Below are 12596 nucleotides of genomic sequence, written 5' to 3'. Positions count from 1 at the left end.
GTCGCTATCAGAACGAGAAACCAGCCTCGTTGCGACGCAGATCAGCCTCGACCATCATCTGGCACAGCTCTTCGAGAGTCGTCTTCGGCTCCCAGCCCAGATCCTTGCGCGCTTTCTCGGGATTACCGATCAACAGATCGACCTCGGCCGGGCGATGGAACTTCGGATTGATCGCCACGATCGTCTTGTTCGTCGCCATGTCGATACCCACTTCCGACGCGTCCTTGCCTTCCCACGCCAACTCGAAGCCCGCTGCGCGAGCCGCCATCGAGACAAAGTCCCGTACGGTTTCGGTACGATTGGTGGCCAAGACGTACGTATCGGGCTTTTCGGCCTGCAGCATGCGCCACATGCCGTCGACGTATTCCTTCGCGTAGCCCCAGTCTCGCTTGGCGTCGAGGTTACCGAGTTCGAGAACGTCCAGCTTGCCGAGACGCAGCTTCGCCATGCTGTCGGTAATCTTGCGCGTCACGAATTCACGGCCGCGCAACGGCGATTCATGATTGAACAGAATGCCGCTGCAACCGAAGATGTTGTAGCTCTCGCGATAGTTGACGGTGATCCAGTGACCATACAGCTTCGCGACACCATAGGGGCTGCGCGGATAGAAAGGCGTATCTTCGACCTGCGGGATCGCCTGGACCTTGCCGAACATCTCCGACGTGCTTGCCTGGTAAAAGCGCACCTCCGGATTGACGATGCGGATCGCCTCGAGGAGATTCAGCGGGCCGATGCCTGTGATTTCAGCCGTCGTGATCGGCTGCTCAAACGACACGCCGACAAAGCTTTGCGCGGCCAGGTTGTACACCTCTGTCGCACCGGTGGTCTGCAACAGGCGAATGCTGGCACCCAGGTCCGTCAGATCGTATTCGACGAGATGCAGGTTCTCGTGATCATCGATCCCGAGTTCGGCGATTCGCCAGAAGTTGACCGAACTCGTCCGACGGTATGTCCCGTATACCACGTAGCCCTTTTCCAGAAGGGATTGCGCGAGATAGGCCCCGTCCTGACCGGTAATGCCGGTAATAATCGCCTTTTTCACAAACTCAGACTCCATGATGAAATGTTATGCACCAATAGCGCAAACTACCGATCAACACTGCGGCCGGATGTTCAGCGGAACCCGGCCTGACGATACACAGGCATGGCTCAAGCATCAAGCGGCGTCCGCCGCCATGACTCGTTGGGCAATAGAAAGCAAGAAGTACGCAGCCTCAATTACTTACCTAAATGCCTGTACACCACTAACAACCGGGAAGGCCACTGAGAACACAAGGTTCAATACCTTTTGCAGTTCCGCGATCGGTGCATTCGACACGTACAGCATGTCCTTGTTGTCCATCACGAAGCTTTGGGCCACGAACATTGCACTCGGATCATGCAAATCCAGCCGGTAAATAACCGGCACCTTGCCATCCGCGGTCGTCCGTACCGGCTGATTCGGCCAGGACAACGCCTTTGCATCCTCCAGGCGGAAGATAAACACGCCCTGCGCATCCGAGCGCGCATCGTCGAGCCCGCCCGCCCGCGCGAGCGCCTGCGCCAACGAGATACCCTGCGCCTCGAAATTGATTTCCTGATTCTTCCCTGTCGCACCGAGTGCCGTGAAGCTGTACGGCTGGTACAGGGCGGTCACGACATCGCCCGCACGCAGCGGCACATTCTGGCGCGGACTGCGAATCACGCTCTGCATCGGCATCGACGCGACAACGTCGCCGCGCGTGACCTGCAACGTAATCTTGTCAATCGATTGCTTGACGCCGCCCGCACTCGCGAGCGCATCAAGCAGACGCTCTCCGCGAGCCGACAGTTGCATCCTGCTGCTCGTGTTCACGTCCCCGACAACCGTTACGTACGACGTCACGTTGCGAGAAAGCTTAACCAGGACCTGAGGATCATGAGCGATGTTCTTGAGCCGAGCCGCAATATCCCGCCCGAGCTGGGTCGGCGTGCGGCCCTGCGCCTTGACGGCCCCTACGAATGGCACATTGACCGTGCCGTCACCGTCGATCGTCTGATCCGGCAGTACCGTCACGCGTGCATTGGTCGGCCCGGACTTGCTGTCAACCTGCGCGGCGCCGAACAAGGTCGCGGGCGGCGCCTCCCATATCGAGACTTCGATCGTATCGCCCACGCCAAGCTGTTGCCTGAAATTTGTGTCTATTCCAAGCGTCGAAACGAAATCGCCCTGACCTCGCTCGGAGAAAAGCTTGCGCGCAACGGCATCGGTCAGGTCGACGACCTGAATGCCGGCGGTGCTCGCCTCGGACTGCCCGGACCCACTGCCGGCACGCTCAACCTGAAAGCGACTCGGCCCCGAGGAAGGAATCGTAGAACAGCCGGAAAATACGCCGCCCAACAAGAGTGCGGACCAAGTAACACAACGGAGCAATCGCGACATTTGTTACGAGCAAGCAAAATTCCAAAGTCGAGAATTGTCTCACGTTGCGAGATACAATAAACTTCTTTTTTACTCGTCGCAAACCAACCTGTCGTCCGCGGACGACAGTGGCGCGGTAGAAAATGCAGCTTTTCGTACAAGCCGGCGCCCATTAACATCAATCCACGACATTCGCGTGACAACCATACTCCTTGACGTCACACGCCTCGTCACGCGACTCCAGGAGGGCACGCTCCCCACGGGCGTCGATCGAGTAGGCCTCGCCTATATACAAAGATATGGCGGGCAGGCGCGCGCAGTATTGAGCGAACGCGGCTATTCCGCCGTTTTGTCGGAAAGCCATTCGCAGTGGTTGTTCTCCCGATTGTCGACTTCAACGCGAAAACCTTGGGCCACGCGATCGCTCATTGCACGCGCACTCGTCACGGCGACGCACCCGCAACGATTCGAGCACGCGGTCCTGCTGCATACGAGCCATAGCGGCATGGAATTCCCCCGATACTACCGGGCGATGCAAAAACGCAACGCGCACCCGGTTTTCATGGTGCACGATCTGATTCCCCTGACGCACGCCGAGTATTGTCGACCGGGCATTGCCGATATCCATCGGACACGGATTCATACTGCGCTGCAACTGGCTAAAGGCCTGATCGCCAATTCACACGACACACTGCACGCGATCGAGGACGAGGCCCAGCGTGCCGGCCTTGCGCTTCCCCCATGCGTCGTCGCCCATCTCGCGCCAGGCGTATTGATCCATCCCTCTCGCCCCGCACCGCTCGATACGCCCTACTTCGTCATGCTCGGCACGATCGAACCACGTAAGAACCACTGGTTCCTTCTGCACGTATGGCGCAAGCTTGCAGAAAAATACGGCGACGCAGCGCCAAAGCTCATCATCATTGGTCGGCGCGGCTGGGAATGCGAAAACGTGATCGACATGCTCGAACGTTGCGAGAGTATTCGAAACGTCGTTATCGAAGAGGCAAACTGCACCGACGATCAGCTCCACGGCTGGCTTCAACATGCGCGAGCACTGTTGTTCCCGTCATTTGCGGAAGGCTACGGCATGCCGCTCGTCGAAGCACTATCGTCACGGATCCCCGTCATCGCAAGCAACCTGGGAGTCTTCACGGAAGTCGCCGGCGACGTGCCCGATTACCTCGACCCGCTGGATGGCCCAGGCTGGATCGCACGCATCATGGCCTATTCGGCACCAAACAGCATCGAGCGCTCGGATCAATTGCAACGCGTTAAGCGATTTCAACGACCAACGTGGGATGCGCATTTCGCTGCGGTCGACAGATTCATCGCGGCGCTGGACTAATGCACCCCCTCAATCGGACTTCGCCGCCCCCCCCGACGGTCAGCGACCCGCGCTATCTCAGACAAGGTAGACGCCTGCTCGGATGGCTATTGGGCCGGACTCGATATCTGTGGCCCCGAGAGACCCTCGGAGCATGGTGCGTCAGGATTGCGCGCGCGGCCGGCGCGGCTGGATGGCAGGCATGGCCCGGGCCGCTTCCGGCGCGCGATACACGCAACGCGCCCCCCCTTTCATGGTTCTGCCTGCCGATGGCAGCCACGGGTTGCGATCCAGTCGCAACCGCAATGAACCAATGGTTCGCATCCGGCGCCGCCGATTTCGACGCTGCCGAAGCGGATCGTCTGATGCGCCGCATGCTGACAAGCGATGCATTGCACCTTCGCCAGCGCGCAGCGACACTCCCGCAAGCACTCGCCTCCGGCGGCCCGGCGCACCGCATATTGCTGATAGACGAACGCGAAAGGAGTGCGGCCGGTCCTCGCGAACGAGCGTCAGCACGTGTCGACGCCTTTCGCGCGATGATAGATGCCGCCCGCCGTGCGCACCCGGCCGCCGAACTCTGGCTCGCGCCAACATCCGATGCGGGGCAAGGCCGATGGTTGTCGCAGGCATCCCGGGCAATATCGAGCGACCTCCCGCGCTTGCCCCCGTCTTATTCGCTCACCGCGATACTCGAACACTTCGAGCATGTCTATGTCGTTAGCGCATCGGAAGGCTTTGGCGCGCTGCTGGCTGGTACGCCACTCCACGTGTTCGGACGACCATACTACGCCGGCTGGGGATTGACCTACGATAACCTGACGTTCGCGTCCCGCACTGCCCGCCCGACGCTCCCGTTGTTGTTCCACGCTGCCTTTCTGCGGTTTTCGCATTATTTGGACACGTCACCCGGTCAAACCGGCACACTCGAGAGCACGCTCGATGCAATCGAGCTGCAACACCACGTACGTGCGCGCTTCGCCGACATGAAAGATGTGTACGGATTGCGCTTTCAATGGTGGAAACGCAGGCTGGCAACGCCTTATCTGACTGCCGGCGGCGGGACATTGCGCTGGAGCAATTCGCCGGAACGGCTTCGTATCGGTGCAAGCGCTGTACTTTGGGGCGCGCGTCAGGCCGACCGCATTCCCGACGACGTGACGCGACATCGAATCGAAGACGGGTTCATTCATTCAGCCGGTCTCGGGTCGGACATGACCCCCCCTTACAGTCAGGTAATCGATCATTCCGGCCTGTACTTCGATCCGAGCACCCCAAGCGACCTTACACGGATTCTCAACGAGTGCCCGTTCGACGATACGGAACTCGCCCGTGCAGCCGCGCTTCGCGAAACGATTGTTCGCCTCGGAATCACAAAGTACAACCTTGGCCGGCGCCGCCCCGAATGGCAGGCACCGCGCAACCAACGCGTGGTACTGGTACCCGGACAGGTCGCCGACGACGCATCGATACGGCTGGGAACTCGCGCCATCAACACCGCGGAAGGCTTGCTTGCAGAAGTCCGAGCGCAGCGCCCCAACGCGTTCATCGTCTACAAGCCGCACCCGGACGTACTGTCCGGCAACCGGATCGGCGCGATCGACGTCGACGGGCATGCAGATGTGATCGATGTCACTTCGGACATCGTGTCGCTGATCGAGCAGGTGGACGAAGTACATACGCTCTCCTCCCTGACGGGATTCGACGCCTTGTTGCGCCACAAGGCCGTATTTACCTATGGCCTGCCGTTTTACGCCGGCTGGGGCCTGACGAACGACGCCATCAGCCCACAACCATGGCGCAAACGCACGCTAACGCTCGACATGCTGGTCGCAGGAGCATTATTACGATATCCGATATATTGGCATTGGCAGACAAAGCTTTATACTACGCCTGAAGCTGTGGCGTTACAGTTGGCACCTCTCATAGAGAGACCGCTTATATCGGCCGGGAAAAATCGCCAGCGCACGGCATTGAAAATATTCAGATGGTGCTACAACGCATTAAGCCACATTCACTGGCGGCTCGCTCGCACGACGCAGTCACGAACCGGATATCACGACCCTTAACTAATTCATAGTGACACGCTGCTGCCAGCCGTTTGAGTGTCATAAATTTTACATAACCACCTCCGAGATTTTCGATGACCATATTTCCCGTTATTCTTTGCGGCGGCAGCGGCACGCGGCTCTGGCCCATGTCGCGCGGCGGCTACCCGAAGCAATATCTGAAGCTCACCGGCGAGCAGACGCTGCTTCAGCAAACCGCCATTCGACTGCAGCATCTTCCCAATACCGAACGCCCGATCATCCTGACAAACAGCGAACAACGCTTTCTTGTCGCGGAGCAACTCCGTCAATGCGACGTAACGCCGTCGTCGATCGTCCTCGAGCCGATCGGCCGCAATACCGCTCCCGCGATTGCGGTCGCGGCACATATGGCAGTCAGGAAAAATCCAGACGCCCTGTTGCTCGTATTACCGTCGGATCACGCAATCCTGAATGAGCCCGCGTTCATCAAGGCGGCCCAGCATGCCGCATCGATCGCCAAAGACAATCATCTGGTGACCTTCGGCATCACGCCGGAAAGCGCGCATACCGGATTTGGCTATATCCGCCGTGGCGCCGCCCTCGCCGACGGCAAACCGATCTATTCGGTCGACGCATTCGTTGAGAAACCCGATGCTCAAACGGCCGAAAGCTTCGTGAAATCCGGAGAGTACTACTGGAACAGCGGCATGTTCATGCTGAAAGCCTCGACCTACCTGGACGAGATCAAGCGCTATGCGCCTGACATCGCCACGCAGACGGCACTGGCCCTCGAACAGGCACAACATGACAACGACTTCGTTCGCCTTGATGCACAGGCCTTCGCATTGAGCCCGAACGATTCGATCGACTACGCCGTCATGGAGAAAACCGATCGCGCGGCCGTGATCGCAACGACGGATCTGGGCTGGAATGATATCGGCACCTGGGGAGCGTTGGCCGACCTGGCCGACAAAGACAGTGACGACAACACCCTGATCGGCGACGTATTCTCCGACGCGACAAAGAATTCGTATATTCGCGCGGAGCATCGGATGGTCGCCGCGATCGGTCTCGAGAATATCGTCGTCGTCGAAACGGCAGACGCGGTGCTCATCGTACATCGCGATCGCGTGCAGGACGTGAAGAAGGTAGTCGAACAACTCAACGCTTCAGGCCGCCAGGAATCAGTCACGCATCGACGCGTCGTCCGTCCTTGGGGATCCTATGAAGGCATCGATCAGGGCGACCGCTTTCAGGTGAAGCGCATCGTCGTGAATCCCGGCGCGCAACTCAGCCTGCAGATGCACCACCATCGGGCAGAGCACTGGATCGTCGTGAAAGGCACCGCCCTGGTAACCAATGCGGATCGGGAAATCATGCTTACCGAAAATCAGTCGACCTATATCCCGCTCGGCGCGACACATCGCCTGCAGAACCCTGGCAAGATTCCGCTCGAATTGATCGAGGTCCAGTCCGGCCCGTACCTCGGCGAGGACGACATCGTACGCTTCGAGGATACCTACGGCCGCGTCGCACAAAAGTAATCGCACGATTCGCACGGCGAAAAATAAAACGGCGCATCTCACGATGCGCCGTTTTCACTTACCACCACCATTCGCACTACACCGGCTTGTCACGAATGAATGGCCACTCGCCCTATGGCGAGCGAAAGCACGTCACTGCACGCCCTTCAATCGGTTCCTGGCGTCCGACAGCATCTCGCCGATCACCTTCTCCAGATCATTGGTATTATCGCGCGCAGGCAAAATGGCGTTGATCTTCGCGGGATCGCCCAGCAAGCGCATCACCTCGTTCTTGCGCATGAATTCCGGCGCCGACACGACGTCGATCTCGTGACCGGATATCCGGGTCATGATTTCGAGTAGATCCCTGACTGATTTGCCAGAGCCGGCGCAAACATTCAGCACTTCACCGAAAGAAGCGGACTTATCGAGCACATCGGCAATCATGCGGCAGCAGACATCGACATCGATATAGTCACGCACCGGATCGAGATTGCCCAATCGGATCGAAGGCGCCTTCTTCGCAAAGTGATTGACGAGCTTCGGCACGATGAAATCCGCGTTCTGGCCCGTCCCCACAACATTGAACGGCCGCAAGATCGTGATGTCATGCTTGTCGCGATAATTCATGACGAGGCACTCGGCGGCATGCTTGCTGATACCGTAATGACTCACGGGCTTCGGCGTCAAATTTTCCGTCAGGATTTCGGTGTTCTGATTCCCGTAAACACCCGCTGTGCTGGAAAACATGATGCGCCGCCGCCCACCGAGGCTGTCGATGGCCTTCAATACGTGCTCCGTGCCCAGGACGTTCGTTTCGTAGTATTGCATCGTCGTGCCGCTCGTCACGGACGACAACGCTGCGAGATGAATTAGTACGTCCGGATCGACCGTTCGAACAACGGAAGCCACTTGCTCGTAGTCGTGGAGACTGCACTGCATGGCGTTGTCCGACGTGCCAGTCGTCGTACCGACAACCCGATGTCCCTGGCGGGTAAGATGCGCCGCCAAATGCGTTCCGATGAAGCCCGTGATGCCGGTGATGAGTATCGTTGCCATTTCGTCGTGAATTCGTAGTGGAGGCCGCCTCAAGCGGGCAGCCTCGAAGCAGCCACCGTTTATCTCTTCGCGCCGCGCTCGATGTGTGCACGACGGAGCGATTCAAGCAGCATCTCGGTCGATTCACGCCACGTCCTCGACTTCCAACCGTGACGAATTCGGTCTTCCCATGCAGCGACTTCTTCGTGATGAGTCGAGTAGTGGAGGATTCGCTCGGCCCAGCGATAGGTATCGAGCGGGTTAATGTACTCGACCAGATCCCGCCCTGTTTCACGCAGCGGATCGCAGTCGGACGTCAAGCAGAATTTCCCGTAACTCAGGCTTTCCGGCAACGTCAGACTCCATCCCTCATAGAAAGACGGGAGCAGCGTAAAGAGGCAATGTCGATAGAGCACATTCAGTTCAGCATCAGTCGGCCGGAGCAGCAAAATCTTGCCCTTGATTCGCTCATCCTCCGAGAAGACTTTCAGGAAGTCATCCGAGTTCCACCCTTTTCCGCCGATGAACAGCATCTGAGGCAATTCCGCCTCGTGTCCTTGCTCCAGTAGCGTGACATACGCCTTATAGAGCATTTCCTGATTCTTTCTAGGTTGCAGCGTCCCAACCGTGATGATGAACCGGGATGCGACACCGAGTCTCTGCAGCACCGCCGCATCCGCGGAAGCGCTTGCGCGCGTCGACACGACGTCCGCCTCGGAAATGTCCGAGCCGAATTCGACGTAATCGCTGGGAGGCGTCGGCCAACCATGCGTCTTCTGGAACGAAATGCCGTCGCGTCGCGCCGTCTGACCACCGTAGACGAGATGATCGAAGTTTTCCGACGAATACTTGATGAAAGGCTCGTATGCGTCTGCGGTTTCCTTCATGTGATGGTGCGGAATCAGCATCGGCGTGAAGTCGTAGATGAGCTGGGAAACCGTCACGTTCTTCTTCTGACGCGCCAGCTGCACCGCCTGATGGGATCGCGCCATCTCGTGCGACGGATTCCAGTCGATCGCCGCGAAAAACACGATCGAATTGTCCGGGAACTCTCGCAGCACACTGGGATGATCAGGGCCTGCACCATGCGCGAACGGATGACGGCAGCCGGTTCCGTCGGCTTCATGTTCCTTGTAGAACTCGTGGAAGTGCCGGTAAGACGTCGCCAGGTCATCGCTATTGAACAACCACGCGAGATTATCCGACGAGATTTCGAACATCAAGCCGTTGTGGCAGGCAAAGAAATGCGTATTGGGCGCCAACTCGTGCAAATACCGCGCGTAAGTAAGTTCGGCTCGGATGATGCCCTGCACACCGCCGTGCCAATACAGATACGTCGTGGTCAGATCCATCCAGATCGACGGCTCAGCGTGCGCGGCCGGATGACTCGCCTGATGGTTCGCGATTTTGCTCCGGATCATGCGGGAGGTATCGAGCCACGTCGTCTTGGTCCACTCCTTCGAGATCCGCGATTCACGCTGCAGCAGTGCCTGCGTGTTGTTCGCGTAGAACACGATCTTTTCCGCCCAGGTCGCAACATCCCAAGCCGAAACATATTCGACCAGGTCACGCCCCACTTCGCGCAACGGAGGGTTATCGCTCGCAATGCAGAACTTGCCCTGATCGAGGCTCTCGGGAAGCGTCAGACTCCAACCTTCGTACAGGCTGGGCAACAGGGTGAAAAGACAATTTCGATACAGCGCGGCCAGTTGTTCGTCGGTCGGGGACAATCGAATGATCACCCCCTTGAGACGCGGATCGCGATTGAGCGCATCCAGCAGATCCTCCGACCACCACGGCTTGCCGCAGATCACCAACTGCGGAACCTTGCGCGGATCCTTCTCGAGCGCCATGAGGTAAGCCCGATAAATCGTGTCGTGATTCTTGCGTGGCTCGATCGAGCCCACGGTAATCAGATACGGTCCGGTTATACCGATATCACGCAGGATGGTCCGGTCGTCCTGCGTGCCTTTCGCACGCGTAATGTCCGACCCCAGCTTGATGAAGTCGCTGTGCGGAACGCGCCAGCCACGCTCCTTGAAGATTTCCGTCGCATCGCGCTGGGCCGTCTGCCCACCGTATAGGATGAAATCGACGTTTTCCGCCACCCACTCAAGATACTGCGCGAACTGGTCACGCGTCTGCTTGTCGTACAGATGGCTCGTTCCCTTGCGCAACAGAATGACGTCGTAGACGAGATACGACAGATACACGCCCGGACATTCGTTCTTGAGCCTCGAGAAATAGGCTTCCTTCTGGCTCGTGATCCAGCCGCACGAGAAGATCGCATCGCCAGCGATATACGGATGGAAGAACGGAACGTTGTCGGGTGCAGCAAGGTTCAGGACCTCCGCCAGACAGGGACTGCCGGACGTGTCATTTTGCTCGCTCGAAATCTGGGCGCCGACCGTACGAATATAGGTTTCCGCAACGTTATCGGCATCGAACAACCACTGCATCTTCTCTTGCGGGATTTCAATAAAGCCGCCGCCCCGCTGCATGGAAAAGCGAATGCCCGGATGCACCTTTTTCAACCCATGCGCGACCTCGAGTTCCGCACGAATGATACCCACCACACCGCCACGCCACTCCATCGTCGCGGTCAGGTCCATCCACACTGCCGGCTCGTCGCGCGGCGCCACGACCGGAATGGGAATGACCGGCTTGGGCTCGACCTGCGCGACGGCAGTCTCGTGCACCGGCATGCTCGGTGCATCGAGGTGGGCATCTGCAACACGAACCAACGGTGCAACCGCTGCGGAAAGCGACGGTGATGCATTAGAAGAAAAAAGCTTGCTCAGGAATTTGAATGGCGCAAAGGAAGTGCGCCGATACGTGGCCACCACATCGTCCATACCATCGATACGAACGCTCTTCTGTTGACCTTCCGTCGACAAATACAATTCAGCGAGGATACGCTCCTTCGGCACACCTGAATTCAAGCGCTCCAGATAGTGAGCCCTTCCGCCTTCATCAGGTTCACGACACAGCAACGAAAGATAGGCGCTACGAACAAAATCTTCACCATCGGCCCGCAGCAGGCCTGCGACATTCATATTCATCAAGAGTTCACCAAATTCGAAGCGACACCACTGGGATTAGCAACAAACCGAAATTGAGCACGACCCATTACCCTCTAATTCGATCTCATTTATATGGCGTGCTCCGCATACGAAATCAATAAATTCAAAACAGGTGACTCTCTTATCAACCCTCAAACGCCGCCCGTCCTGCGCCTTTTCTCTCACCACTGTCCGTCTCGAGGAGTTGCGCGCCTTGCGCACAGTAGCCACATCCGCCGTCCCGGCTCGTCAACGCGAATCCGCTGGCATCCGCAGCTTGACACCAGACGAAGCTGCCGCGTCGAGCATCACGGCCTGATGCTGGAAGCAAAACCGGGAAAATCCGTTGTCGAGGCCGGCACGCACATCTACCCCTGCCAGCAGCGATCGGCAATTATAAATCACGCACTCGACGTCGAATACCGCGCAAGTGAAATTTACTTGAATTCCGAACCATCCGCGCAACAGCCCTCCACAATTTGCAGCACAAATACAAAGTTGCGTCACGCGGGATCGAGATTCTTTGCCAGGCTCTAAAAGCACGTCGACATCGGCACGAGCCCTCTATTGCGCCGCCGTGAGCGGTCGGATCGAATCCACCCGAACCGGACGGTCACATTGTTAAAACCAGCCGGGACGGCACCCGGAACTGATGGCACGAGACCTCAAGGCACCGAACCCTCGGTGATCCGGCACATATCCAGCGCTACCGTTACGTTGGCGCCCCATCAAGACAACCCACCGACGTCACTCGAATCGCAACGCAAGCGTTTGCGCCAAATTCACATTGCGACAGAAGGCATGCGGCACGCCTTACCAATCCATCATTTAAATCGAATCGTCGACAAACGTTAAAATTAATAAAATTCCCACATTGAAATCAGCAAAAGGCCGATTTATCGACATCCTTCGGCAAGAAATTTACGATCCGACGGATTGTCAAATCACCGACAACGAGCAATCAATACGGTTCATTCCATTAATGCGACTGTTTGCGATAGAAAAATTCGAATGCGCCCCTTCACGCACCCACACTCCATACCTCTCAACTTAACCAGCGAAATGCAGCTGGCTTGATTTGCTCTCGTGTGGGCACGGCATGATTAAAACATGCCACAAAGCCTCGTGACCTCAATACCCGAATGGACTTTCCGCCATTCAACGATTGTGGTTAAGACGCAGATCGCACGGAGATCCATCACCCGACGCTTGCGCATCGGACACGACAATGACGAT

General features: G+C 57.7%; 7 protein-coding genes. 3 read left to right on the top strand and 4 right to left on the bottom strand.

Annotation, left to right across the window (positions count from 1 at the left end; genetic code table 11):
• Nucleotides 1-7: 7 nt before the first annotated feature.
• Together gmd and CFB43_RS03710 are read right to left on the bottom strand one after the other, a co-directional pair.
• Complete coding sequence (gene gmd / locus CFB43_RS03715; RefSeq protein ID WP_179254796.1) at nt 8-1057, bottom strand: GDP-mannose 4,6-dehydratase; 1050 nt, start codon at nt 1055-1057, stop codon at nt 8-10.
• Nucleotides 1058-1222: 165 nt separating this feature from the next.
• The gene (locus CFB43_RS03710) at nt 1223-2401 is read right to left on the bottom strand and encodes a polysaccharide biosynthesis/export family protein (protein ID WP_089494150.1); all 1179 of its coding nucleotides are present in this window, start codon (nt 2399-2401) and stop codon (nt 1223-1225) included.
• 175 nt (nt 2402-2576) lie between these two features.
• Here CFB43_RS03710 and CFB43_RS03705 point away from each other — a divergent pair, with 175 nt between their 5' ends.
• From CFB43_RS03705 to CFB43_RS03695, 3 genes are all read left to right on the top strand, one after another.
• Complete coding sequence (locus CFB43_RS03705) at nt 2577-3728, top strand: glycosyltransferase family 4 protein (protein ID WP_089494149.1); 1152 nt, start codon at nt 2577-2579, stop codon at nt 3726-3728.
• A complete protein-coding gene (locus tag CFB43_RS03700) occupies nt 3728-5776 on the top strand; it encodes a capsular polysaccharide biosynthesis protein (protein WP_089494148.1) in 2049 nt (682 codons plus the stop codon). Before CFB43_RS03705 ends, CFB43_RS03700 begins: the two co-directional genes overlap by 1 nt.
• Nucleotides 5777-5850: 74 nt before the next feature.
• Nucleotides 5851-7281 carry a mannose-1-phosphate guanylyltransferase/mannose-6-phosphate isomerase gene (locus CFB43_RS03695; RefSeq protein WP_089494147.1) on the top strand — a complete coding sequence of 477 codons (1431 nt, stop codon included), beginning with the start codon at nt 5851-5853 and terminating at the stop codon, nt 7279-7281.
• 132 nt (nt 7282-7413) lie between these two features.
• Here CFB43_RS03695 and CFB43_RS03690 read toward each other — a convergent pair whose 3' ends face one another.
• A complete protein-coding gene (locus CFB43_RS03690) occupies nt 7414-8319 on the bottom strand; it encodes an NAD-dependent epimerase/dehydratase family protein (protein WP_089494146.1) in 906 nt (301 codons plus the stop codon).
• A 59-nt stretch (nt 8320-8378) separates the two neighbouring features.
• Nucleotides 8379-11360 (bottom strand): glycosyltransferase, encoded by a 2982-nt coding sequence (locus CFB43_RS03685; RefSeq protein WP_089494145.1) that lies wholly within the window; start codon nt 11358-11360, stop codon nt 8379-8381.
• Nucleotides 11361-12596 lie beyond the last annotated feature (1236 nt).

Origin of the sequence: Burkholderia sp. AU15512 (genome assembly GCF_002223325.1) — a bacterium.
In the GTDB taxonomy this organism is placed as follows: Bacteria; Pseudomonadota; Gammaproteobacteria; order Burkholderiales; family Burkholderiaceae; genus Burkholderia.
The sequence above is the reverse complement of the archived record's forward strand: the minus strand, read 5'-3'. Positions and strand labels throughout refer to the sequence as shown.

Excerpts from the sequence above, each read along its gene's own strand:
- gmd (WP_179254796.1), bottom strand. The coding sequence starts at position 1,057 with ATGGAGTCTGAGTTTGTGAAAAAGGCGATTATTACCGGCATTACCGGT.
- CFB43_RS03710 (WP_089494150.1), bottom strand. The coding sequence starts at position 2,401 with ATGTCGCGATTGCTCCGTTGTGTTACTTGGTCCGCACTCTTGTTGGGC.
- CFB43_RS03700 (WP_089494148.1), top strand. The coding sequence starts at position 3,728 with ATGCACCCCCTCAATCGGACTTCGCCGCCCCCCCCGACGGTCAGCGAC.
- CFB43_RS03695 (WP_089494147.1), top strand. The coding sequence starts at position 5,851 with ATGACCATATTTCCCGTTATTCTTTGCGGCGGCAGCGGCACGCGGCTC.
- CFB43_RS03690 (WP_089494146.1), bottom strand. The coding sequence starts at position 8,319 with ATGGCAACGATACTCATCACCGGCATCACGGGCTTCATCGGAACGCAT.
- CFB43_RS03685 (WP_089494145.1), bottom strand. The coding sequence starts at position 11,360 with ATGAATATGAATGTCGCAGGCCTGCTGCGGGCCGATGGTGAAGATTTT.